General features: G+C 35.1%; 23 protein-coding genes. 3 read left to right on the top strand and 20 right to left on the bottom strand.

The window, feature by feature from the left end; translation table 11 throughout:
* Position 1: 1 nt before the first annotated feature.
* The 13 genes from kdsA to VMW81_05890 all read right to left on the bottom strand — a co-directional run bounded on the left by kdsA (position 2) and on the right by VMW81_05890 (position 12,640).
* Positions 2 to 832 (bottom strand): 3-deoxy-8-phosphooctulonate synthase, encoded by an 831-nt coding sequence (gene kdsA, locus VMW81_05950; GenBank protein ID HUU50480.1) that lies wholly within the window; start codon positions 830 to 832, stop codon positions 2 to 4.
* A 27-nt stretch (positions 833 to 859) separates the two neighbouring features.
* Positions 860 to 2,488 (bottom strand): CTP synthase, encoded by a 1,629-nt coding sequence (locus tag VMW81_05945; GenBank protein HUU50479.1) that lies wholly within the window; start codon positions 2,486 to 2,488, stop codon positions 860 to 862.
* 39 nt (positions 2,489 to 2,527) lie between these two features.
* Positions 2,528 to 3,286 (bottom strand): 3-deoxy-manno-octulosonate cytidylyltransferase, encoded by a 759-nt coding sequence (gene kdsB, locus VMW81_05940; GenBank protein ID HUU50478.1) that lies wholly within the window; start codon positions 3,284 to 3,286, stop codon positions 2,528 to 2,530.
* Between the two features lie 17 nt (positions 3,287 to 3,303).
* On the bottom strand, positions 3,304 to 5,025 hold the full coding sequence (gene msbA, locus VMW81_05935) for a lipid A export permease/ATP-binding protein MsbA (protein HUU50477.1): 1,722 nt from the start codon (positions 5,023 to 5,025) through the stop codon (positions 3,304 to 3,306).
* Positions 5,026 to 5,108: 83 nt separating this feature from the next.
* Positions 5,109 to 5,825 carry a CDP-glycerol glycerophosphotransferase family protein gene (locus VMW81_05930; protein HUU50476.1) on the bottom strand — a complete coding sequence of 239 codons (717 nt, stop codon included), beginning with the start codon at positions 5,823 to 5,825 and terminating at the stop codon, positions 5,109 to 5,111.
* A 48-nt stretch (positions 5,826 to 5,873) separates the two neighbouring features.
* Positions 5,874 to 6,200 (bottom strand): hypothetical protein, encoded by a 327-nt coding sequence (locus tag VMW81_05925; GenBank protein HUU50475.1) that lies wholly within the window; start codon positions 6,198 to 6,200, stop codon positions 5,874 to 5,876.
* A gap of 105 nt (positions 6,201 to 6,305) precedes the next feature.
* Positions 6,306 to 6,512 (bottom strand): Trm112 family protein, encoded by a 207-nt coding sequence (locus VMW81_05920; protein HUU50474.1) that lies wholly within the window; start codon positions 6,510 to 6,512, stop codon positions 6,306 to 6,308.
* A 1-nt stretch (position 6,513) separates the two neighbouring features.
* A complete protein-coding gene (locus tag VMW81_05915; GenBank protein HUU50473.1) occupies positions 6,514 to 7,452 on the bottom strand; it encodes a GDP-mannose 4,6-dehydratase in 939 nt (312 codons plus the stop codon).
* Between the two features lie 190 nt (positions 7,453 to 7,642).
* Entirely contained in the window at positions 7,643 to 8,641 is a 999-nt protein-coding gene (locus VMW81_05910; protein ID HUU50472.1) for a glycosyltransferase, read from the bottom strand.
* Positions 8,622 to 9,206, bottom strand: a complete 585-nt coding sequence (locus VMW81_05905; protein HUU50471.1) for an HAD family hydrolase — start codon at positions 9,204 to 9,206, stop codon at positions 8,622 to 8,624. The genes VMW81_05910 and VMW81_05905 overlap by 20 nt, the downstream gene beginning before the upstream one ends.
* 47 nt (positions 9,207 to 9,253) lie before the next feature.
* Entirely contained in the window at positions 9,254 to 10,303 is a 1,050-nt protein-coding gene (waaF, locus tag VMW81_05900; protein HUU50470.1) for a lipopolysaccharide heptosyltransferase II, read from the bottom strand.
* A 119-nt stretch (positions 10,304 to 10,422) separates the two neighbouring features.
* A complete protein-coding gene (locus VMW81_05895) occupies positions 10,423 to 11,520 on the bottom strand; it encodes a glycosyltransferase family 9 protein (GenBank protein HUU50469.1) in 1,098 nt (365 codons plus the stop codon).
* Positions 11,521 to 11,542: 22 nt separating this feature from the next.
* Entirely contained in the window at positions 11,543 to 12,640 is a 1,098-nt protein-coding gene (locus VMW81_05890) for a glycosyltransferase family 9 protein (protein HUU50468.1), read from the bottom strand.
* Between the two features lie 323 nt (positions 12,641 to 12,963).
* Here VMW81_05890 and VMW81_05885 point away from each other — a divergent pair, with 323 nt between their 5' ends.
* Both VMW81_05885 and VMW81_05880 read left to right on the top strand, forming a co-directional pair.
* Entirely contained in the window at positions 12,964 to 14,322 is a 1,359-nt protein-coding gene (locus VMW81_05885) for a radical SAM protein (protein HUU50467.1), read from the top strand.
* Positions 14,323 to 14,756: 434 nt separating this feature from the next.
* Entirely contained in the window at positions 14,757 to 16,463 is a 1,707-nt protein-coding gene (locus VMW81_05880) for a class I SAM-dependent methyltransferase (protein HUU50466.1), read from the top strand.
* Positions 16,464 to 16,542: 79 nt separating this feature from the next.
* Here VMW81_05880 and VMW81_05875 read toward each other — a convergent pair whose 3' ends face one another.
* Positions 16,543 to 17,268, bottom strand: a complete 726-nt coding sequence (locus VMW81_05875; protein HUU50465.1) for a class I SAM-dependent methyltransferase — start codon at positions 17,266 to 17,268, stop codon at positions 16,543 to 16,545.
* Positions 17,269 to 17,480: 212 nt separating this feature from the next.
* Between VMW81_05875 and VMW81_05870 the strand changes: the two genes are divergently transcribed.
* A complete protein-coding gene (locus tag VMW81_05870; GenBank protein ID HUU50464.1) occupies positions 17,481 to 19,202 on the top strand; it encodes a hypothetical protein in 1,722 nt (573 codons plus the stop codon).
* Here VMW81_05870 and VMW81_05865 read toward each other — a convergent pair.
* The 6 genes from VMW81_05865 to VMW81_05840 all read right to left on the bottom strand — a co-directional run.
* Entirely contained in the window at positions 19,180 to 20,151 is a 972-nt protein-coding gene (locus tag VMW81_05865) for a glycosyltransferase family 2 protein (GenBank protein ID HUU50463.1), read from the bottom strand. The genes VMW81_05870 and VMW81_05865 overlap by 23 nt on opposite strands.
* On the bottom strand, positions 20,135 to 21,277 hold the full coding sequence (locus tag VMW81_05860) for a glycosyltransferase family 4 protein (protein HUU50462.1): 1,143 nt from the start codon (positions 21,275 to 21,277) through the stop codon (positions 20,135 to 20,137). Before VMW81_05860 ends, VMW81_05865 begins: the two co-directional genes overlap by 17 nt.
* On the bottom strand, positions 21,246 to 22,355 hold the full coding sequence (rfaQ, locus tag VMW81_05855; GenBank protein HUU50461.1) for a putative lipopolysaccharide heptosyltransferase III: 1,110 nt from the start codon (positions 22,353 to 22,355) through the stop codon (positions 21,246 to 21,248). Before rfaQ ends, VMW81_05860 begins: the two co-directional genes overlap by 32 nt.
* Positions 22,348 to 23,097, bottom strand: coding sequence for a glycosyltransferase family 2 protein (locus VMW81_05850; GenBank protein ID HUU50460.1), 750 nt, complete (start codon positions 23,095 to 23,097; stop codon positions 22,348 to 22,350). The genes rfaQ and VMW81_05850 overlap by 8 nt, the downstream gene beginning before the upstream one ends.
* Positions 23,098 to 23,125: 28 nt before the next feature.
* A complete protein-coding gene (locus tag VMW81_05845) occupies positions 23,126 to 25,243 on the bottom strand; it encodes a glycosyltransferase (protein HUU50459.1) in 2,118 nt (705 codons plus the stop codon).
* Between the two features lie 325 nt (positions 25,244 to 25,568).
* Positions 25,569 to 26,119 (bottom strand): glycosyltransferase family 9 protein (locus tag VMW81_05840; protein HUU50458.1); only part of this gene is annotated, 551 nt, incomplete at its 5' end.

Genomic DNA, 26,119 nt, shown 5'->3' with positions numbered 1-26,119 from the left:
ATTAGTCACTGCTTTTTACAATTTCATCAATCATCTTAATCTGAGTCAGCAAAGGGGGTAAATCGTCTAACTTTATCATGTTGGGCCCATCACACAATGCCCTCTCAGGTTCTCTGTGTATCTCCATAAAAATAGCATCACAACCCGTAGCAACCGCAGCTCTCGTTAAATATGGTATAAATTCTCTCTGTCCACCTGATGATTTTCCAAGCCCTCCTGGGAGCTGAAGGCTATGGGACACGTCAAAGGCTACAGGATAACCAAGGTCGCGCATTATTACAATAGACCTCATATCAGAAACGAGGTTATTGTATCCAAATGAAAATCCCCTTTCAGTCAAGATGATATTGGTGTTACCTACAGATTCTATCTTTTCTATTATATTTTTAACATCCCAAGGAGCGAGAAACTGGGCTTTCTTTACATTTATGACCCTCTTTGAAGACGCAGCAGAGAGAACAAGGTCTGTTTGTCGACATAAAAATGCTGGGATTTGAATAATATCAAGAACTTCTGCAGCTTCTTTTATCTCCTCCTTATCATGAACGTCTGATAAGATAGGAATCCTAAACTCTTCTTTTACCTTTCTTAAGATCTTTAGACCTTTTTCAATACCAGGTCCTCTGAAAGAGCTAATCGAACTCCGATTAGCTTTGTCATAAGAGGATTTAAATATTAACGGTATGTTAACATTCTCAGCTATCTGCTTTAATCTTTCGGCAGAAAAAAGGATCTCATCCTCATTTTCGATAACGCATGGTCCTGCAATGAGAACCATAGGATTTCCTTTACCTCCAATCCGTACTCCTGAGATATTAATCTCTTTAACCATGATTTTTTTTGTCACGACTTTCTAAATTCACTTTTCTTTTATTGATACCTTTTCCTCATCACTTGTCTTAAGTTGAAAGGCTGCTCTAATAAAATCTTTAAAAAGAGGATGGGGTTGTCTGGGAGATGATTTAAATTCAGGATGAAACTGTCCTCCCAAAAACCACGGATGGTCATTCAATTCTATTATTTCAACTAGACTCCCATCAGGGGAAATACCGCTTACCTTTAGCCCATTCTTTTCAAAAATCTCCCTATATTTATTATTAACCTCATATCTGTGTCTGTGACGTTCCGAAATAGATTCTGTTCCATAAGCCCTGTGAGCCAATGATTCCTCTTCTAAGACACATGGATAAGCTCCAAGTCTCATACTTCCTCCTTTGTCCTTGATTTCCTTTTGCCCTGGAAGATAATCTATCACTGGGTAAGGTGTGTCTGGATCAAATTCAGTGCTGTTTGAATTTTCTAATTTGCACTTATTTCTGGCAAACTCAATTACAGCACATTGCATCCCCAAGCAAATTCCAAAAAAAGGTATACGATTTTCTCTCGCAAATTTAACTGCGGATATCTTTCCCTCAATCCCTCTATTTCCAAAGCCACCTGGAATAAGAATTCCATCTGTTTTTGACAGCAAATCCTCAGCTCCTTTTACCTCTATCTCTTCTGAATCAACCCACTCCACATCAACCTTAAGATTATTCGCTATTCCCCCATGGACTAAGGCTTCAAAAAGACTCTTATAGGAATCCTTGAGACCAATATATTTACCAACGAGAGCTATTTTAACTGATGATTTGGGATTTTTTATCTTTCTTACAATCTCTTCCCATTCATTTAAATCAGGTTCTCTTGTTTGAAGATTCAATAACTTAGAAATAATATTGTCTAGTCCTTCCTGTTTATATATAAGGGGAACTTCATATATACATTCTACATCTTTAGCAGTTATTACCGCCTCTTCAGGAACATTACAAAATAAAGCAATTTTTGATTTTATCTCTTTTGCCAAAAGTCTATCCGTTCTACAAAGGATGATGTCTGGTTGAATACCTATTTGTAATAACTCCTTTACACTATGTTGAGTTGGTTTTGTTTTTAACTCAAATGATGTCTTTATATACGGAACTAAGGTTAGATGTATATAGATTACATTTTCTCTACCCATGTCTGTTCGGAACTGCCTTATTGCCTCTAAAAAAGGGAGTCCTTCAATATCGCCTACTGTACCTCCTATTTCGCAGATGATTATATCAAGCCCATTAGCTAATGCTAAAAAATGACTCTTTATCTCGTCAGTAATATGGGGAATTACCTGAACTGTACCTCCTAAATAATCACCTCTTCTTTCTTTGGAAATTACAGAATGATATACCTTTCCTGTGGTAACGTTATTTATCTTACCCATTTTTGCTCTTGTAAATCTCTCATAGTGACCTAAATCAAGATCTGTCTCAGCACCATCATCGGTTACATATACCTCGCCATGCTGAAAAGGGCTCATTGTTCCCGGGTCTACATTAATGTACGGATCAAACTTTATAAGGGTCACTTTTAGCCCCCTGCTTTCGAGAAGAGCACCTATAGAGGCAGAGGCTAATCCCTTTCCCAATGAAGAAAGTACACCACCTGTTACAAAAATAAATTTAGCCATATTTTCCTCATTTTAAAAAAGTTTATCTTTTCTTTTCTATTAAGAACATTCCAATCTTTCCAAATCTTGAGGTGTATCTATCCCAATAGAATCATACTTCCCCTCTACAACTTTTATCTTATATCCATTTTCTAAAACTCGTAATTGTTCTAAGTTTTCTATTTTTTCTAACGGAGTTCGAGGCCATTTTGTATACTGTAATAAAAAATCTCTTTTATAAGCATAAAGTCCTAAATGTTTAAAAAGATGAGTTGGATGAGATAATACATCCTTATTTTTTTCACTATTCAATATATTACACCATTTTTCCCTCAAGAAAGGAATAGGCCATCTAGAAAAATATAGTGCAAAATCATCTTTATCAGTAACCACCTTAACCACGTTAAAATCAAAAATTTCTTTTATATCCTCTATTTTAACTTTTATAGTGCTCATCACCAGAGAGTTTTCCTCCAATAATGGCTTAATGGTGATATCGATTGAATCAGATTCAATAAATGGTTCGTCTCCTTGAACATTAACGATTATAGACGAATCTATTTCTCTGGCCAATTCTGCTATCCTGTCAGTTCCCGTTAAATGGTCTTTAGAGGTCATATATGCTTCTCCTCCAAAACTTTTCACCTCATCTAAAATACGCTTATCATCTGTAGCTACAACAACTTTTTTTGTCAATTTCGATTGCAAAGTTCTCTCATATACATGCTGAATCAATGTTTTTCCCTTTAGCTTTGCTAAAGGCTTACCTGGAAATCTCGTTGAGTAATATCTTGCTGGAATTATAACTGTTATATCCATAAATTTTAAGATATATCCTATGTATACTGAAACTGCATTTCATGTAATTTATGATATAAACCGCCTCTTTTAAGTAGCTCTTCATGACTTCCAATATCAATGATCGTTCCTTCATCTAAAACAACAATCCTATCGGCTCTAACGATAGTAGAAAGTCTATGGGCAATTACAAAAGTTGTACGATTCTTCATAAGATTTTGCAATGCTTTCTGAACAATCTGTTCTGATTCTGTATCTAAAGAAGAAGTAGCTTCATCAAGAATTAATATGGGGGGGTCTTTGGTCAAAGCCCTAGCAATAGCAATTCTTTGTCTTTGACCACCCGATAGTTTTACCCCTCTTTCTCCAATCACAGTATCGTATTGATCAGGCATTTTCATTATAAAGTCATGGGCGTAGGCAGCCTTGGCAGTCTGGATAATTTCTTCCATAGAAGCATCCTGTTTGCCATAAGCTATATTGTATCTTACTGTATGATTAAAAAGAAAAATTTCCTGTGTAACGATCCCAATTTGATCTCTCAAAGACTTTAAGGCTACATTCCTGATATCAATATCATCTATCTTTATACTTCCTCCTGTAACATCATAAAATCTAGGGATCAAATCAACAAGAGTAGTTTTACCTACACCACTTACTCCAACAATAGCAATGATCTCTCCTTTATTGATCTTAAGGTTTATATCTTTTAAAACAGGTTCTGTATCATATCGAAATCCTACATCTCTAAATTCGATCCTCTTGGAAAGAGAAGGAAGAGCAACAGCATCATCCTTGTCTACAATCTCCGGTTTTGTATCTATGATATAGAAGACCCTTAAGGCAGCGGCTATGGCCTGCTGGAGCTTGTTATTTGATCTGCTCAGTTTTCTTACAGGAGCATAAAGCATAAAAAGGGCTGCCATAAAGGAGAAAAAAGAACCGGGGCTTATCTGGTCATTTATGACCTTCATCCCCCCATACCATACGATCATTGCCAATCCAAAGGCCCCTACAAATTCCATCAAAGGGGAAGAAATTTCAACATATTTAACAGTCTTTTTAGCAAGATTAAAGAATCTCGAATTCTCTTCAGAAAATCTTCTGCTCTCGTATTCCTCTTTATTAAAGGCCTTAATCACACGAATGCCGGTAAAGTTTTCCTGAAGAACAGAAGCCATATCTGCCATCTTTTCTTGACTCTTTCGGCTTAATCTTTTCAGCTTTTCGCCAATCTTTACAAGAAAATAAAGTGAGGGAGGAAAAACCAGCAAAGCAATGATAGCCAGCTCCCAATCCCTATAAAATATAACAAAAATAAGACCTGCCATACTCAAGATCTCTCTGACAAAGTCACTCAAAAGATTGGATGCTGAACCCTCAATAAGGCTAACATCGCTTGTGATCCTTGACATAAGCTCCCCTGTTCTTTTCCCGTGGAAAAAATTGAGAGAAAGGGTTTGGAGATGATTGTATAAATCGTTTCTTATCTTCATGACAACAACAATGCCGATGGAGTTCATCGTATAGCTTGCTAGATATCTAAAGATGCCCCTTCCTAAATATAATACGACAACCGCAAAAGGGAGAAGCTTCAGCATAAAAACATCTTTTTTAATGAAGATATCATCGAGAACCGGCTGTACAATCCAAGCGGTGAGCCCTGTAGTTGCTGAAACGACAACCATACAAACAAAGGCAAAAATAAATGCCTTCCAGTAAGGCCGCATATAACTTAGGATGCGAATATAAATATTCAATTTATATTTCCTATAATGTTTTTATAAATTTTTTCTAAATTATATTAAAACTGGGGGCTTGTCAATTAATAATAACTTTTCACCTATTTACCACCTTTCAAAATGTCTAAAATCATTTCTTTTAAATAACTTACAGCATTCCCCTTCCCCGAATGATACCCCTCTACAAATGCCCTTTGCTGTTCAATAAACTTTTGGGGATTCTTAAGGGCTTCAATCAATACCTCGTCTATATTGTTCCGGTATTCCAAGAGGTCTCTATAGCTAGGTTGGTTCGTAAAGTTTATGGAAATAACAGGCTTTTTAAGTATTGCGGCCTCCAGAGCAACCGTACTCAACATCATAATAACCACATCAGATACCCTTAAGATATCCTGAGTATCAAGGTCAAACTCTTCCTCCCTTGGATAAATCACTTTACAATGATTATGATTGTAAAACCTAAAATGGTAGGCATCCGGTTTCTCATCGGGATGGAGCTTAAATACCCAAAAGAGGTCATTGAATTTCTTGACTAAAGACTCCACTTTATCAAAAAATCTCTGGTTTTCTTCATCAGAATATCTGTACCAATGGGTATTCGTAAAAACGCTCACAACCCTTTTGTCCTCAGGCATACCTAAGGAGGCCTTGTCAACTTCTTTGGGTTGAAAAAGTGAATCAAACTTTGGAGCTCCGGCAATGATAAATCTTTTTTTATCTGTAGAGCTGTTTGTCCGCCTCCAGAAGAGTCTTTTCTCTAAGAGGCTATATTCTTTTGTTGCAAAAAAAATCCCTCTGATAGGGCCCCCAAAGAGCAATAAGGTCTGAATAGAACTTTAGAGGCTTATTTTCATTTATCTCGTGGGTTATCCCATGTTGAAGAGTGAGTGTGTAGGTATCTTCCATTTTCTGGCCTTTTTTACAAGAAGTGCGGCATTTTTGTGGGTCCTCATAGAACTCTCAGAGGCAGTAATGATAATCCCTACTTTATCCTTCTCTTTTTTGAAACTAAGTTCTTCTATATAATCAATATGATAATGTTTTAGAAGCCTCTCGCCATATTTCCTTTTTCCTTTAAAACCCTTTTTCAGGTCTGCCTGCACGATAATCTCTTCAGGGCTAAAGGAATAGATAAGGGGCGAGAGAACAGATACATCCTGAATCCTATGTAGATAAAACAAAATCTTTTTCATTTAAAAGATTCAAGTCCTCATTTGATAAATAAGAACTTTCTTACGAATATTGCATAATACAAAAAAGATTTTTTAATACTTTTTTAAAAAACTAGAAAAACTATTCTAGCCCTCTTTCCTGGATTTTCTTTCTTCTTCAACCTTATCGAGTGGAAGCGCTTCATCTATTAACATGATAGGTATCTCATCTTTGATCTCATACAATAACTGACAAGCATCGCATATGAGACCATCCTCTTTTTTATTGATATAGATATCACCTTTACATTTAGGGCATGCCAATATGTCTAATAATTCTTTATCAATAGCCATATTAAATCTCTCCTTTTAACCATTTAAATTCTTTTTCTAATCCATCCTCAAGACCTACGGTTGGGAAATAACCGAGATCATTCTTAGCCTTATTAATATCGGCCCAGGTATGCCTCATATCACCTTTTTCAGGCTCATTATATTTAACCTTGATATTTTTCCCCGAAATCTTTTCCAAAATCTTCAATACCTCATTAATTGAGACCTTAGAACCGCCTCCAATATTGTATGTATTACCCTCATCCCCCCTTTCCATAGCTAATATATTTGCCTTTATTATGTCAGATACATAGGTAAAGTCTCTGGTCTGGTTTCCATCGCCATATATCGAAATTTCTTTATCCTTCAATATCGATTTGACAAATCGATGAAACGCCATATCTGGCCTTTGCCTTGGGCCATAAACCGTAAAATAGCGAAGAGAAATAACGGGGAGAGAAAAGCTTTTCCAGTATAGATAACAAAGGGATTCACTGGCCATTTTACTCACGCCATAAGGAGATAAAGGATAGAGGGTATCTCCTTCCCTCATCGGAAAATTTTTGATATCTCCGTAAACAGAAGAAGAAGAGGCAAAGATAAACCTTTTAAGTTTTGTTCCAATAGATGCTTCTAATAAACGCTGTGTAGCATTTATATTATTTTCTGTATAGATTTTGAAATCATCTCCCCAGCTTGCTCTCACTCCTGCCTGAGCTGCCTGATGAAATATATAATCTGTCTGAGAAACAATCTCCTTGAGATTGAAGTCGAGCAAGTTTCCTTCGATAAAAGTAAAATTCTTATCTTTTCTCAGCATCTTTATATTTTTTTCTTTCAAAGTTCGAGGATAATAGTTTGTAAAGCAGTCTATTCCTGTGACAGTATGTCCCCCTTTTATCAAAGCTTCAGACAAATGAGAACCAATAAATCCAGCAACGCCTGTTACCAAACATCTCATGAATTAAGCCCCTTCTCAATAAAAAATAATATTTCTCTAAACATCATTAATTAAACAGAAAACCTTTGCTCTTTAAAATTGACTCATAAAGCCCTTGGAAATTTTCATTTTGGTGCCTCAGGGTATATCGTGATTGGATATACCTTCTCCTCCCCTGTCCTATTTCAAGAGCTTTATCTCTATTTTCTATTCAATAGATCAGGGCATTTGCTAATTCTTCTGGATTATCTTTGGAAACCAATAACCCTGTTTTGCCGTCTTCAATAGACTCTGGGATTCCTCCGTCCCTTACTCCCACAGTAGGTAAGGCACTGACTCCAGCCTCCAGCAATGCTATGGGAAAAGGGTCTCCAACTGAAGGCAATGCAAATATGTCCATTGCTGAGAGAACGAGCGGGATATCCTTTCGCAGACCCATAAAAAGAACATGGTCAGCAATATGCAGCTCCTCTATCACCTGTTTCAGCTTATCTTCTGTCTTGCCTGTTCCGACAATCATGAGTAGGGCAGAGGGAAATCTATCAATCACTCTTTTCATCGCCTTTATAAGGATATGATGTCTTTTATTGGTAGCGAACCTTCCAGCATTCCCCACAATGATGGCATCAAGTGGTAATCCTAGTTTCTTTCTTATTTCTTTTTTATCTACATTCATGACAAAGCGGTCCACATCAATACCATAGGGAAGTACCATTATCTTATCAGGAGCAATCCTATCATACCTACAGATATCTTCCTTTACAGCATGTGAGGGAGTTATTACTTTATCCGTAAAGAGAGACAGCACCTTGTTGGTAAGGTTTCTTTTAAATCTCTTTTCTCCAATAATATCATGAACAGAGGTAAGAATCACTGGCACACCTGCAAGTTTAGCTGCAAGATGGCTGTATCGGGATGCATGGTGCATATGAGTGTGAACAATGTCAATCTTCCTTTTTCTAAAAAGCCTCCAAATATCTAATAAGGCTAAGAGGTCAAATTGTTTAGATTTAGCTCTGTTTAAAACAATAACCTCACATCCTAATGCCTCTGCATCACCTGCCAATTCTCCTCTTTCTCTAATACAACAGATTAGAGGGTTGTATTTATCTTTCTCAAGGCATTTCACGAGATCAAGAATGTGTATAGGAACCCCGCTTAGCTTGAAATCTAAAACCACATAAGCGATATTAATCTTGCTTTTTAGCATCCCTTAATATCCACTCCACAGCATCATAAAGATCTTCGGCAATATAATCCGGTTTTTTCGGCCATGTATGGTTCAAATATTCATACTCACCCTTTCCGTACCCTGTAAGGACAAGAACGCCTTTACCACCAAATTCCTTTGCCATCTGTATATCAGCACCCCTGTCACCGACCATATAGGAACGAGAAAGGTCAATATCCAGCTCTTTCGCTGCCTTTTTAATCATCCCTATCTTTGGCTTTCTGCATTCACAATCCTTTTTGTATTTACCCATCCCCAAAAAAGGGTGATGTGGACAGTAGTATATTCCATCAATATGAGCGCCCTCTTGGGAGAGGCCTCTTTTAAGATTATCATGGATTTCCTCTACAAGCTTTTCAGGAAAATATCCCCTTCCAACTCCTGACTGATTTGTTATAATAACAGTCTTAAAGCTATTTTGATTAATCAACCGAATGGCTGCCGCACTTCTCGGCAAAAGCTTAAAGCGAGAGATATGATTGATATACCCCATCTCATCATTAATGGTTCCATCTCTATCCATAAAGACTGCTGGCACACCCATTTTCCTCTCCGTTATTTAGTTTGATTATTTCTATTTTTCAAAGAGTCTTAAATCCTGTCCCCATTCTCGTAAATCCTTTTCCGGACCTTTTCTATCACCTCGTCAACAGTTATCATCTCCATACAAACGTGCTCTTTTGAACATTCTCTCTCAAGACAAGGGACACAATCCATATTCTTTTGAATAACAATATGCCCCTCTCCATACGGTCCTGTTAAGAGAGGATCTGTAGGTCCAAACAGAGCAATCACAGGTGTATTTACAGCTGCTGCAATATGCATAGGACCACTATCATTGGTAACCATAAGGCTTGATCTCTTTATAAGCTCTGTTAGCCTTTTCAAGGGCTGTCCCACAAAGGCTATGGGAGGATCTGAAAAGCCCTCCATCAGATCATCTGTAATCGCTTTAAACTCATTGCTGCTGATAATAATGGGCAAAAATCCCTCTTCCTTTAGCCTTTTTATCATTGAGAGGTAATTTTTAATGGGCCAACATTTTGTCCTCCATCTGGCCCAGGGATTGACAACAACCATCTTTTTTGAATCATTGATTCCTTTCTCTTTTAAAAATCTATCAACATAATCGATATCTTCTTTTGGGATACTAATCGTAAAATCTCTTTCTGAACCATCAGCAGATAGAAATTTTACAGCGGAAATATATCTTTCTACTGAATGGATTTTTTTATCCGGAAGTGAAATTTTATCGGTATAAAATAATGGGCTGAATTCTCTTGCACTTTTAAAACCTATTCGACGAGAAGAACCTGATAAAAAGGTAATAAGTCCGCTTCTCAATAATCCCTGGAGGTCGATGACTGTATCAAATCCTTTCTTTCGAATCTTTATAACAAATCTCATCAATTCAATAATATTGGAGGGTAATTTCAACCATCGATCCCATTTTTTTCTTTGAAACAAAAAGATCTCATCTATATAGGGACTCCCTTCAATTAATTCGCTCAATTCTTTATTGATAACCCAAGAAATCCTTGCCTCTGGATATCTTTTCTTCAGGATTTTTAATACTGGTAAGGAATGGATAACATCCCCGAGACTGCTTGGCTTAATAATGAGTATATTCTTCGGATTCATAACTAAGACCTGTTCTCATTCCTTTCAAACAGAATTTTTTTATATTATAGTATTTAGAGGCATTTTTTCAACCTGTTTCCTCGAAATACTCAATGTTCATAAGATTTTTTATTAGCGAATCAGACAAAATCTTTCAAGGCTTGGTCTGTAATTCTTAATATATCCTCAACACTGAGATTATTTACATTATCTCCTTTCTTAAGAACAAAATTCTTCTCTCCCCAAGGTCTCCAAGCATCAGGACTTGTCTTACCAAAGAGGCCTATGGTCGGCACTCCCATTGCAGCTGAGAGATGCATAGGCCCTCCATCCACACTTATAAAGAGTGAACACCTCTTTTGCAGGGCACCTAAACTTTTAAGTGTATGTGTATCAAATATATATATGTGATTATTGGTGAGTTCAGAAATCTTCTGTGCTCTTTCCCTCTCCCATGGCGCACGGGTTAATAATATCTCTGCTCTGCACCTTTCAATTAATTTGTCTGCAAGCTCAGCAATCTTCTCATCCTCCAGGTTGTTTTCTCTAAGTCTTGAGGAGATATACAAGCCTATTAATAACTTGTCCTCAATCTGATTTTCAGCTAAAAATTTATCTACCCTAGAAAAATCTTCTTGAGGGATATATACACTTAACCTTTTCTCCCCAATCTTTACATCTATCGTCTCCAGCATTTTGCAGTTCTTTTCTACCTCATGAGACTTATTTATAATCTCTTCTGAAAAGAGATTATAAAAGAATTTGAAATTTATATGTTTCTTTTTAGATGGATAGGTTCCCAGCCTAAAAGTGGCCCCTGTAAAATATACGAGCCACCCTTGGGATGGAGAAAATGTGGACCGAAGACCAATGGCCAGATCAAACTTCTTCTTTCTCAATGATCTCAAAATCTTAAACTGATTCCACCATGCAGCCCACCGGCTCTTATATTTTCCATGTTTGTATTTATCATATACGAATACCTCATCTATATAGGGATTTCCGATGATTGCATCTTTGCTGTAGGAAGCTACGAGTATTGCAATATAGGCTTTAGGAAAATTCTCACTTAAGGCCTGTATGGCTGGTGTTGAACAGATAACATCACCCACATTATCGTTTCTCACAACTAAAATTTTACTGATATTCTCCTTAATGAACTCTTCTTTTTTTTCTCTTATTTTCCCATGAATGGAAATAGTATAGAGAAAGTGTAAGATTTTCGATTGCAGTTCCATAGTAAACAAAAACGAAGAATCCTTATTTTAAAGCTAAAACTTTATCTAATTCCGAAATAACCCTTTCTGGTGTGATTTTTCGCATGCATATATGCTCATCACAAGACCTTAATCTGCAAGGAGCACAATTAACATCCTCTTTGATGATCCGATGTAACTCTCTATCTTGATAGGGTCCTGTAACCTCAATTAAAGTAGGACCAACTAACAAAATCGTAGGTCTTTTTAAGGCCACAGCCAGATGGAAAGGACCGCTGTCTGTTGTAACGAAAACTCTGCATTTTTTTATTAAGGCAGCGGTTTCTCCAACATACGTTTTTCCAACTGTTGATATGATTTTATTCCCTATCCTTGGCCAATTCTCCAAGACCTCTCTTTCATGTCTCTTTCCTCCAATCAATACTAATTTAAAACGATCACTCTTTGATATCTTCTCTAGGAAATCAATGTAATTAGGCCATGCTTTTGATTCTAAACTCCCAAAGGGATGTAATCCTATCAAAATGTCTGTTTCTGTAATTCTATTTTCTCTTAAAAAATCATATGAGGATTTTTCATCTTTTTCATCCAAAAAATATTCCATGTCAATACTATCAGGTTCTATTCCTATGCTTTCCAATATACCGAATCTTTGATCAATAGTATGCAGTATCTTATTTTCAGGTCTTTTAAACGTATGAGTAAATAAAAAACTAAATTTGCTTTCAGCCCAACCCACTCTATACCTAGCTCCCGTTAAGTATATTATTGGCACAATATCAGGATCATTTGCATGCAAAACAATGACTAAATCGAATTTTTTCTTTCTCAGCCTGCGAATAAGTCTCAGTAATCCCTTGTATTTGCCAGAATATATGACCAACTCATTTATCCTGGGATTATTCTTAAGCACATCTTTCTGTTTTACATGCACCAATGAGGCTATATAGGCCTCTGAGAATTCTTTTCTCACTGCCCTGATAGCTGGGGTTGACAAGAGAGTATCCCCCATAGCTGTGGTATTTACCAAGAGAATTCTTTTTATTTCTTTTCGATTGAGAGACTCTTTGCTTCCTTGAGTAAGAAATCTTGTATCAAAAAAAAGAATGATTCTGAAAACAAACTGAATGAGCCTCGTCATATTATTTCCTAAGATTGAAACCTCTAAAAGATTGACCCGAAAAAATTATTAATTTATTATAAGATAAATTAATACTAAATTCTTTAGATTGTTTTTTAGCAATGATTAGATTATACAGAAAAATCTTTTTATACACAATATTTAGGTAGCCCGGCAATGTTTAAGGAAAATTTAAAATCACCATTGCTATAAGACCAAGATACTATATGATTTTTTATATTCGATCAGTGATTTAATTGCAAAGAATTAATGATGACTGTCTAAGAAAATATATTTAACAATCCTCATAGATAAATAAATATGATAAAAAAATAGGACTTGATATGAAAGTTATTTTTGTCAATCCAATGATAGCAATCAACGGATGGGATTCTTATTGGAGAAAAGAAAGGAAGTACTGTTCTCTTCATCACGGGATTCTTCTTCTGGCAACCATCCTGAATAATAGCGGTCATGAAGCGAAAATTATTGATTTAAGGACACTAACAGGATGGGATGAATATCAGGATAAGCTTAACGAATTTAAGCCTGACTTTGTTGGAGCAACCGCCATGTCTGTTGATTTTGGTTATGCTCTGGAATCATTGAGACTGGCTAAAAAAACATGCGGTTCGTTGACATTTATTGGAGGGATTCACGCAACCATTGCCCCCCAAGACGCAGCTCAGAAAGATTATATCGATATGGTTATCACATGTGAAGCAGAGAGTGATATTGTAAATATTGTGGGAGGCAAAATACGACCAGATAAAGAAAAAATATTCATAGGAAGTCCCGTTGAAAATCTGGATCTTCTTCCTTATATAGACCGGTCTCTTATTCCCTATGAAGAAGGCGAGCTCATCAATCCTCTGTGGAAAGGACGGGTTCCTTATGTAACTCTCATTTCGGGAAGAGGGTGTGTTGGCAAGTGTGACTTCTGCGCTCCCCAACCTATGATGATGGCCCAAAAATGCCGGCAGAGATCTCCTTTAAATATCATAGGAGAAATGAAAGAATTAAAAGAAAAATGGAACGCAGCCTACTGGGATTTTATTGACGACCTGTTTGCTGTTAACGAAAAATGGGTTAATAATTTTTGTGAAACCTATGAAAATTCTGGAATGAAAACCCCTTTTGTTATTTCAAGCAGGCCCGATATTATTGCAAAAAGACCCAGGATGTTTGAACGCCTCAAAAAAGCGAAATGCCATGCCGTCTCTGTAGGATTTGAGCTTGGATATGACAGGGGACTAAAGCAGATTCAAAAAGGGACATCGGCCGAAATGAACTATAGAGCCGCTGAAATACTAAGAGATAATGAGCTTAAGATTGTCGGAAACTTCATGTTCGGTGCTCCGAATGAAACACCGGAGGAAACCCACCAAACCGTTGAGATGATTAACAGGATGAATCCTGATGTTCTCTCGATATCATGGTATACGATTTATCCTGGAACCTATGCATATGAAAAATACAAGGATTTGAACTTGCTTCCTTACGAGTTCGATAGAATGCACAGATATGGCTCAGAACCCAAGATAAAAGGGATTGACTATGAATTGCTAAGTGAAATTATGAAGGAGATAAAGCGCCCTTCAAAAAAAGTAATGTATTTAAAAAGAAAAATAAGAAATTTTTTTAGAAACTATATCATAAATAATTTAAAAATTGCTTATAAGCGGTTTTTAAAAACTTTTTGAACAAATGTTTAAAAATGCTTGTCTTTGAACGGAGGCGAAGCACATTTTTCTACTAATTTTTCATCTCAAGGAAATCCCATATGAGGTATCTAAAAATTAGAATGAAAACCTTTATGATAAACAGTGAAGAAACCGGCCTCGTAATATTTCTTTGCTTTTATGGACAGGAAATATTTTATCAAAAAAAGGATGATTATGAAAACAATCTGTATGAGCTTAGCCATTAGTATTCCCTTAGATTGAAACCACTAAACTAAAAGATTGACCGGAATATATTAATAACTTATTATAGATAAATTAATACTAAATTCTTGAGATATATTTTTTAGCAGTCATTGAATTATACAGAAAAATCTCTTTATATACAAGGTAACCCTCATAAGTATTGCATATATATTTTGATGCGTTGGTGTAGAAGAAGGTAAAGGAGAGAAATGGAAACAGAAAAAGAGGGATTAGATAGCTACTGGTCGTTATCAGAATTTAAATATGATAAAGAGAATGGGATTTTTGTATCGCCCGAACAAAGGGTGCATACGATTAATTATTCTGATGGTCCTAAAACTGAAGATTACATATTGAATGCCATTAAAAATGCTAAAGAAATTAACAATGATTCAGAAGAGCTTATGCATGCAGTAAAAGATTGGCCATCTTATTATCATTTGGGTATAGGAAGATCAAATATCTTAAAGTGTCTCGAATTATCTGACAATATTAAAATTTTAGAATTTGGCTCTGGATGTGGAGCTACAACAAGATATTTGGGCGAAAATTTTGAATTAGTTGATGCTATTGAGGGTAGCCCTCTACGTGCACAAATCACGCGAGAAAGATGCAGAGATCTAGAGAATGTTAGGGTGATTTGTTCAAATGTGAAGCATATTAAATTTGCACCTATATACGACATAGTCACTTTGATTGGTGTTCTGGAATATGCTCCTTTATATATTACAGATCAAATCAATGTAAAGGAATCTTGTTTATCCCTCCTTAAACTTGCTAAAACTGCTCTTAGTGAAAATGGTGCTTTGATAATTGCGATAGAAAACAAGATTGGATTAAAGTATTGGAGTGGATGTCCTGAAGATCATACAAGGAAGATGTTTGATAGCCTCCATGGATATACCGGTAACAGAATCCTAGCAACCTTTTCTAAAAAGGAGTTAGAAGCTCTCTTAAAGGCAACCGGTTTTTCTAATATCTCTTTTTACTATTGTTTCCCTGATTATAAATTTGCTTCTACCATATTCAGCGATATTGGCATCGAAAAAGGCTATTATTTACATAACTGGATAGATGTGCCATTCATCTCATATAATCTACAAAGAGATCACATTTTTCATGAGGGGCTTGTGAATAAAACATTATATGAGGCAGAATTGCTTGGGGAATTTGCAAATTCTTTTTTAGTGGTCGCCAGCCAAGGCAAGTCTGATATAATCAAAAAATCAGATTGGATTGCTAAAAAATTTTCCCTGAAAAGAAGAAAAAAATTCAGCTGCATTACAACAGCAAGAATAAATCAGAAACCATATATTGAGAAAAAGAGAATTTTCGGGGATAAAGAAAACCATATAATCGTGAGCAATAAAATCAAAATCAAACAGATAGTTAACGACAGCCCTTGGTATGAAGGTGATTTATTAACAATTGATATCTTTAAGGCAATCTGCGAAAACAATTTTAAAAGAAAACTCCTAGAGATATTGGAAATCTATCATAAAGAATTAATCAATAGATATTACACTGGGATGGATGATGAAGAAGGCTACCCTCTTTTGAAAGGAGAATCTTTTGATTTTCACTTCGGTAATTTAATAAAAAACAGAACGGGCAAGTTATACCATATTGACACTGAATGGGTTGCGGAAAAATACATTCCAGCAGATTTTGTGATCTACAGAGCCATTATTTATGACATAACATCAGAAAGGCAGAGACCATGGATGAGAAAGAGGATTAGAAACACAAAGAAGTTTACCATTGAGTTAATAAAATCCTTTTTTCCGAATTATGGTAAAAAAAGAAATAATAAAAATAAGCTGTTAGAAGACTCATTTCAAGATCTTGTGATGGTACGAACTGGTTTACATCATAAAACCTTGACAAAAAAATTTAAATTTTTAAGAAAGAAATAACAGCATAGATAACTTTATTATAATTAAAAAAGGAGATTGTGCAAAGAATATTAGTGATTCAATTGGCTTTTTGGGAAGGTCAAAGCTGAATCAGAATACTGGGTCGATTGGCATAGATGGAAAAACTTTTAGTGATAATCTTTGCTTTCAAATCCATACGTTTAATCAATTCTTCAATGTCCTGAATAGAAAATTCTAATGTTTTATTGTTTTTGCAAAACGATTTATAGACAGATTTCCAGCACCACCGACTGAAGGCAGTACTCAATAGGTGAAAGGTATAACCTTCCTTGATGCTCAAAAGAAAAGAACATAAAGAATCCCATGCAAATCCGAACACCCCTCTTTTGAGAGGCAAGTCGGCAATTAACATTTTCGCCCCAGGCAATGCAATCTTTTGTATTGAACGAATAAGAGTCTCTATTTCCTTTATATTATTGTAATATTGTACAACACTAACACAAAGTATTAGCGAAAATTGCTTCTTCAAAAAATGCAGTTTTGTATAATCATCATTTAGAAGTTGAGTGGAGACATTGCTATAGTTCATGCATCTTTGTTTGCACAATTTTACAAACTGTTCTGCGACATCAACAGCTAATATTGATTCAACCATAGGAGCAAGAAGTTCACCAATGTGTCCCGATCCACAGCCGATGTCAAGAATAGAATCATCCTTTTTAAAAGTGAGAAATTGACTAGCTCTATGTAAGAGTAATTCGGAATTTATTTTCCATAGGATATTTCGGCTCCAAAACTGATCCTGATTCCAATACTCGATCCAATTATCTGTAAATCTACCCAAAAATATCTCCCCCTTATTCTAAATATATTATGAATTTTATATCAAAAGACAATGGTGCAATCAAGTTTAATATCTCTTTTGTCTTAATTTTTTTATGTTATTAAAAAACATTTTCCCTCATTTGAATTCACCGAATTGAAATGAGCGTTATAATGCCACTTTAAAAATAATAGATTGACTCAGAATATTAAAAAATTATAATACAAAACATAATGAAAAGAATATATAGCTTAATCATGACATCCAGAATCCTAAAAAACCTCTTAAATCTTTTTATTTTATTATCTTTGCTTGTTATTATTTATATACTTATCTCTGGCGGACAAACGCTTTATATCAGCAGTGTGAAAATCAGGCTCAACCACCTCCACAACCCTCTCCTGATTTTTTCTATTCTCTTGGCGTTAAGACTATCACTTTTCAGGGATTCAGATTCCGTGGTAGACAGGGCGGTTTTAAAACTCTCTGAGAATTACTGTGAATTCATCGGCAAAGATACAAATAAAGAGCTTTTGATATATCTTCTCATTATTTCTGTTATTACCCTTTTCCCTTATGTAAGAATCTTTAATAATTTCTTTCTATGGGATGATTTTAATCTTTTAGAAGAGTCAGTTAAATCAAGTGGTAATATCTTAAATTTATTCAGTTTGAAATTGGGACATTTCTTCAGGCCATTATACAACCTTGTTTTTTTATTCAATTATAAACTATTTGGTCTGGATCCATCTGGTTATTACATTATCAATTATCTCTTGCATATCGTCAACTCTCTCCTTCTCTTCTATTTCGCATACTTATTAACAAACAATAGATCTATCAGCTTTCTGGCTTCTCTTCTCTTCGCAGTCAATTTCGAACACTACCAGGCTATTATGAAGGTCAGCGAAATAGCTAGTTTGCAAGCTGCCATGTTATATCTTACAGCTCTTATACTTTTCTCAAAGTATTTGATATCAAAAAGCAAAGCAAGCTATTTCGCCTCAGCTATAACCTTTGGCCTCTCTCTGCTTACTTATGAAGGAACAGTCACACTATTACCCATAATGTTTCTATACGATGTCATTTTTCACGAAAGATTAAATATTTCAAATATCTCTCAGTTTATAAGAAGATACGCTGTTTTTATTATTTTGTTAATACCCTATTTGCTATTTCAGTATTATATACAGTCAGATTCTCCGCTTATAGCTCGAAACGATATCGCAATCAATTTTCATGTTCCTTATAAGATTTTTAGAAGTACGATTACGATTAATGAATGGATTATTCCTGTTCTTATACTCTCAGTTATCATTATAAGAAATTACATCACCAGACAATTATTGAAAGATTTATTCAATAACCCAGTGGTGATCTTTTCCTTTATCTGGATACCAATAACTTTAATCCCCTTTAGTTTCTTTCAAAATACAACTATTGTCGCTTCACGATACTTTTATACACCATCAATCGGCAGTTCAATCCTTCTGAGTTTCTTGATCTACAGTTTCTATCAAGCAGGAACAAAATTAATACAAACAACAGACAAGCAATCATGGGGAAGATTTAAAGCTTCTCTGATTATGATAACAGTGGTCATTATTCTCTCGAATTCTTTTCAAATATACCATCGCGAACAGTTCTTTGGAAAAAAACCTGACTGGAGAAAAATAATTCATACTCTTAAAACCCAATACGACAATTTTCCTGATAACAGTAAAATCTACTTTCTCAATATCTCAACAGGAGAGGTACACGTTAAAGCCCTGATGCATGTCTTTTTTAATCCAACTCTCAAAACCTTTTCAAGCAAAACAGGCAAGATAAACATCCAAAAAAAGAGCCGAGAGAATGAAGAAAAGATATTTGTTTTTGATTATGTAAACGGAGAGATTATTGATCGAACTTCAGATTACATTCATTCCGGCCTTAAAAGAACTCCTTATTCATAATACTGGCTATATAACTATCCGGAACCTTTTTTTGCGATAAGATCTCTTTCCTTTTTTTAAAAATATTACCAATATTTTTATACGCATCCAGTTTCCCTTTTATAAATGGAATGGCTGTGCCTTTATGGATTCTCTGTATCGTATATCGAACAGCAAGCTCGAGCCTTCTCAATAAGATCCAATGCAGATTCTTAAGAATAAGGTTTGTGGGCCAGTTCTTCAACAGACAGTAAACGCTATTTCTGCTGTTTAATAAGACCTCGAGTTCGTTTGGACTATCATGCCTTTTCAGGGAATATCCCTTTTTATGATACACAATTGCCTTGGGTACAAAGAGGCATCTGTGACCAGAGAGTTGAGCTCGATAACTCAGGTCCACATCATCCAGATATGCAAAGAAGGACTCGTCAAACAAACCGATATCATCAAAAAGTCTTTTTCTGTAAACTGCGGCTCCGGCACATGCTCCGAATACCTCACCCTCTTTTTCAAACCGAGGGCCATCAGGTTGACCAGTGCCAATGCTTGATGAATCGCCGTTTCTCTTTATCTTAATTCCCACTGTATTGATCTTATCTCTTTGTTCATGGTAAAGCATCTTTGAAGAACAAAAGGATATTTCTGGATGATTCTCAAATGCCATATACAATTCCTCAAGCCAGTTTGTTACCACCTCTGTATCATTATTCAATATTGCAATAAATTCCCCCTGAGAATATTTTATTCCAGTATTGACCGCTATACAGAACCCTTTATTCTCTGATAGAGAAATTACTTTTACCTCAGGATATTTCGTTTTGATCAAATCCAATGAGGAATCGCTTGACCCATTATCTACAACAATCATCTCAAAATTTCTGAAGGTCTGCTTTCTCAAAGATTCCAAACAGTCTCCGATAACATCCTCTCCATTCCAGTTTGGAATCACAACACTAATGACAGGGTTCATTTAAAACCTCTTTATAGAGGGAAATCGTCTCTCTTACATCTCTTTGCTTTGAAAATCTTTCAAGGATGTCTCTGTTTGTCCTGCTTAATTCTTCTCTGTCTAACTGAACAGATAGATTTATCTTTTCAGCGATTTCTTTTGTATTCCTTGGGTCCTCTATTACAAATCCATTCTTGCCTTGAACGACAGTTTCAAAGGCACCGTTCATCCTCGTTGTCAATACAGGTATGCCAGTAGCTATGGCTTCCAAACAGGCATTACTAAAGGGATCATAAATTGTGGGAAGAAGAAAGACATCACTGGCACCATAGATAGGATAGGTGTCAAGCATGGGACCTGCAAATACTATTTTTTTCTTTATCGAGAGATGATCTGCCAATCTTTTGTATCTCTTTGGATTACCTTTGCCCACGATAATAAGCTTGTATTTTTTATCCCTTAATTCTTTTACAGCTCTTATTGCATATCCTAGTCCCTTTCTCTCAAACCCAGAACCGATAAAAGAGATGAGGATATCATTATACCCTACTCCATATTTTTCTCTCACTTCTTTTCTGAATCTCTCTATATGATCAGGATTGAATTTCTCTGTATCGATACTATTATAAATGATCCTAATCTTTTTTTCAGGAACATTGTAATGTTTCATAATGTTCTCTTTGACCATTTTTGAATTGGCAATGATAAATTTATAATTTCTTTCTTTAAAAATCTTTTTTTCTATATACAACATGCAGATATGAAAAGGATTAATCCTAATAATCAGATTTTTCAAGAAGCTTCTGTATCGAGACCTCTGTAAAAGCCATTCTCTATGACACCCATCTCCTGCCCTATAAATATCTTGGGATAATGTCTTTTCAAAGCTGTGGACAATATCAAATTCGTTTTTCTTTAATTTTATTTTCAGAAAAAGAAGGAAGCTCAAAAGAGAAAAAAGGGAGAGTCCTTTAAGAATGGGAATTTTATGAAATATGATTCCTTTGGCCTCTGATTTGATTTTCCAGCTGTTTGCGAAGAGATGAACCTCATTCCCAGATTCAGCTAATCTCTCCGCCAACCTTCTAATATAAAGCTCTGCCCCTCCAAAATCACTATACTTCTTTCTTATAAAAGCGACTTTCATTAATAGCTTCCAGTTTCCTATTTATCACATCCAATACATCATCAAGTTCTATTGTTTCAAGACAGAGGCTTCTCTTCGTCCCATTACATCCATCCTTTCCACAAGGACGACAGTCCATCTCTTTTGTGATGACGGTATGTCCATTACCCCACGGACCCCAATTAAATTCACCCGAAGGCCCGAAGAGTGCAATAACAGGGGTCTTAACAGCTGCTGCAATATGCATGGGTGCTGAATCAATACCAAAAAAGAGGTCGCATTTACTGGATAAAGCCACAAGCTGTTTTAATGTGGTGCTTCCTGCTAAATTAATTGGCTCAGAGGTGGTATAGCTCAATATATTTTCTATTTTCTCTAATTCCTTTTTAGAAGGAGCAGCGGTTAAAAAAACCTTTGTCTTCTTCTCAAGTCGTAAATAGTCTATTACTTCAGCCATCTTTCTGTCTGACCAACATTTAAATAACCAACGGGAGGTAGGATGGATATGAACTAATATATCCTCTTTTTGAATACTATTTTTATAAAAGATTTCTTCTATATATTTCGCGTCTTCTTCAGAAAAGTAAATGGATATATCTTTGTTTGAGGGTTTTATTTCCAAAACCTTTAGAAGTGCTAGATTATAGTCGACCACATGGAACTTTTTATCAGGAACTTCCTCTAAATGGGTAAAGATATGCTTCTTTCCCAAAAAACCTTTCCCTGAAGGATTAAATCCTAATCTGTATTTTGCACCGCTCAATAAGGAGAAAATGGCTCCCCTGTCTCCTTCGGTAAGGTTGATGACCATATCAAATTTTTTTTTATGGATATTTCTTACAAAACTTATCTCTTTTATCCATCTCTTTAAAAAAGGCATACCTTTCCATTTCCTATCAAAGACTATAATTTCATCAATAGCCGGATTAAAGGTGAGCATCTCCTCAGTACCTGAGTTCACAAGAACCGCTATATAGGTATTTGGAAAACTCTCTCTAAGAGCCATTATAGTAGGCACCAAAAGCAAGACATCACCAATATTTCGTTGCTTAATGAGCAAAATTTTATTTAAAGACTCTTTTGATATTTTACTATGCATTTTCATAGAGCTCTTTTAACTTAATGTATTTCGCAAAGGTATAAAATGAGTATAAAAGAGCAAGAAGAAAACCCAGATATCCATCGAGAAATCCTCTTTTTAAGATATACATTTTGAGGAAAGTAAAAGGAGGACGAAACATTATATCAAGATAACTGACTTTTTTTTTGTTCTTATACAATTCTTCAGCTGATAAGGTAGAATATTTATTCATCCTTTTTAAAAAATCAGTTATATTTTTATAGGTATGATGCTCTAAAGGGTTTTTCAAATAACCTGCTTTTCCGTTTAAATCAATTTTTTCATGAACTTGTCTCTCTTTGAACCTCCCCTTATTCTTTTTAAAGAGTCTCAGATTATAATCAGGATACCATCCACCATATCTAATCCATTTCTTATCAAAAAAATTTTTTCTTGGTATATAATACCCATCAACCGAGTTTTCCTGAGAGAGGGTATCTGCTATTTCTTCTCTCAGCTCAGAAGTGATCCTCTCATCCGCATCTAGATTCAAAATCCAATCGCAACTTGCCTTGTCAATGCAGAGGTTCTTCTGCAATCCAAATCCAAGCCATTCATTAAAAAATATCTTTTCAGTATACTCCTTGCATATTTTTACAGTATTGTCATTGCTGTAAGAATCAATGATAACAATCTCATCAGCCCATTTGACACTCTCAAGAGAGGCTCGTATATTTTCTTCTTCATTATATGTTATGACAGTAACTGTAAGTCCTTTCATTGATTTCTCTAATTAAAAATGTATATGATTATTTTAAAGATTCCTGGTATAGTTTTTCTAACTTCTCTACCATCATCTGACAGCTAAACCTCTCCTCTACCATTTTTCTCCCTGCTTCTCCTAATCTTTTTGCGTACTCCCTATTTCTTAATAACATAAGGATTTTCTCTGCCAGGATTTCTGGATTATTAGGTTCTATCACTATTCCTGTCTCTCCATCTATAATAAGTTCTGAAACTCCTCCAACCTTTGTGCCTATTACTGGTTTTCTCATAGCGAGAGATTGAACCACTGCCTGCGGAACCCCTTCTGCAGAATCAGAGACTAATACGGATATGTCTGATATGGCAAGAATCCCTGGAATATCTTCTCTATATCCAGTCATAATTACATTACACTCAAGCTCTAGTTGTTTGATTTTATCCTCTATATTTTTTTTCTGTGGGCCTTCTCCAACAATTAAAAACCTTGCTTTTGGTATTTCCTGAACAATCTCTCGAGCAGCCTCTAAAAATATATCATGTCTTTTCCAGCTTCTTAAAACAGCTATTTTACAGATAATTGGAGATTTATCATCAATTCCAAAGCTTTCTTTTAACCCATCAGTGCTATTATTTTGTATATTAAATTTTTCTAACACAACTCCTGTTGGAATGGAAATAATCTGATTTTCTTTAACCTTGTTTGTATGAATAATTTCTTTTCTAGTTGATTCACAGGTTGTGATAATCATATCAGGCATCTTATAAATAAAATTAAAAAAATGTGTTGAAATAGGAACAGAAAGATGTCTTGTTCTAATAAGCAAGGGTTTTCTTTTTCCTATCATCCTTGAGGAAAAAGAAGCTACCCAACTATCTTTGGAGCTATGGGTATTGACAATATCTATCTTTTCTCTTTTAATCAATCGATAAATCTTAAAAATAGATAAGAAATCAAAGTAGTTCTTAATAGCGATAGGAACAGTTCTGATGCCTCTTTTTTCTGCATTTTTCATAAGACCGCTGTTGGGATAACAGCCCAATAATACCTTATATCCTCTCTTAGAAAACTCTTCAGCCTCCATAAGTATTCTCATTTCCTGTCCACCCCAACCATCAGAGCTTTCTGTATGTAGAATATGAGGTTTTTTATCTTTTTTATATTTATCTAAAAAGACATCCTCTAAGACCCCTTTAAATTCAGGGAATGTGATATCCAACGAATAGTTACGTTCAACATACTCCCTTCCCCTTTTACCCATCTTTATCCTCAAATCTCTGTTTTCAATCAAGAAAGAGAGTTTCTCAATCCACTCCTCATCATCCTTCGCTAAAAATCCATTAAAACCATCCTGAACAATCTCAGAATTGACACCTACAGGAGATGAAACGGAGGGTATACCAACTGCCATGTACTGAAGTATCTTAAACCCACATTTTCCCCTTGTCCACTCATCATCTTTTAAAGGCATGATACCAATATCAAAGCTTTGAAGATCTCTTACCTCATCCTCTAATTTCCAAAACTTCTTTTGAATAGAAAACTTATCCAAATCAATAAACTTATCACATACAATTTTTAAAATTATGTTATTATATTTTTCTTTAAGATTTTTAAAAACGTGTTTCAATAAAAATAAATATTTTAAATTCCCTTCTGTGCCAATCCATCCTATTACTATATCTCTATTATTAAGTTTATGCTTAATTACATGATAAGCTTTTGTATCAACAGGAGTCGGAATAATTTTGATATTAGTGTTAAATTTCCGTATAAATTCTGCCAGATAATTGTTTCCCGCTATGATATAATCTGCAGTATTTAAGGTTTTAAATAGTCTTTTATTCCTATTAATATTTCTTCTTTCCTTCTTTTCTTCTGTAGCCTTTTCAATAAACATGATAGCATCATCAATATCATAGATAACCTTTGATGCTAATATTCTAATGAGTGCCAGCTCCCAGATATGAAATACCTTCTTTTGAATGAAAACTACATCATAAAAAAGTATAGGAAAAAATATAGAGAGTCGCCAAATAAAGTTTTTTGGTATAGCAATGACTCTATACTTTACCCCTATCTTTTCTAAATATTTTGTATAGTTATAGCCCCTAAATCTGCTGCTCGGTGTTTTTCTACTTTCGAGTAAAAAAAGTACATTCATTGTATTAGACTTCTACTTTGTCTTCTTTAGTATAATGTCTTATCTTTTCATATAAGAATTCAAAAACTTTTCTAAAATTATGCTGATTTGTATTTAAAATAACAAGTCAAATCATTTTTATTTTTTTATAACACTTAAGTATTTTCTAAGAATACTGGTTATATTTATAATAAAAATATTATACCCTATCAAATATTAAAAGGATATATGTTGTTTTAAAAAAATATTTACTGGCAAAAATATCTTCCAGTTATATCTTTAAAACCTTTGGTCTAATTTACAAACCAATCCAATCTTATATCCCTTTTGCACTCAAGCCAGCCATTCATAATGAAAGACCGTAAATCTTATTTATATGATCTTTTACATAATGATAGACCTCTTCAACCGTAATCGCATGAAAACATTCTAATGTATCGCAATCCCTTTCAAAACAGGGGCTGCATGAAAGATCCTTTTTAATAATCAGATGATTTTCCCCCAGAGGGCCTGTTTGGAATGGATCAGTAGACCCAAAAATAGCAATAATAGGAGTATTGACAGATGCTCCAATATGCATGGGTCCAGAATCGTTCGTTACCAAAACATGGCACTTACTTAGAAGAGCAGCCAATTCAATGAGATCTGTCTTACCTACTGTATCGACTATTTTATCTTTGATCTCTTTTTTTAAGTAATCAAAAAAGTCTCCCTCTTCCCTTGCACCAACAATCATAATTTTTACTCTTTTCAGAGCCAATAATTTCTCTATAAGCCCTGCATATCTTTCTGGAAACCACCTCTTAGTAATCCCATAGGCAGCTCCTGGATTTATTCCTATCAATAAATCGTCCTTCATTACACCTCTTTTAAAGAGAAAATCTTCTGCCCATTTGA

This window comes from Nitrospinota bacterium (assembly GCA_035528715.1).
Taxonomy (GTDB): domain Bacteria; phylum JADFOP01; class JADFOP01; order DATKYB01; family DATKYB01; genus DATKYB01.
The sequence above is the reverse complement of the archived record's forward strand: the minus strand, read 5'-3'. Positions and strand labels throughout refer to the sequence as shown.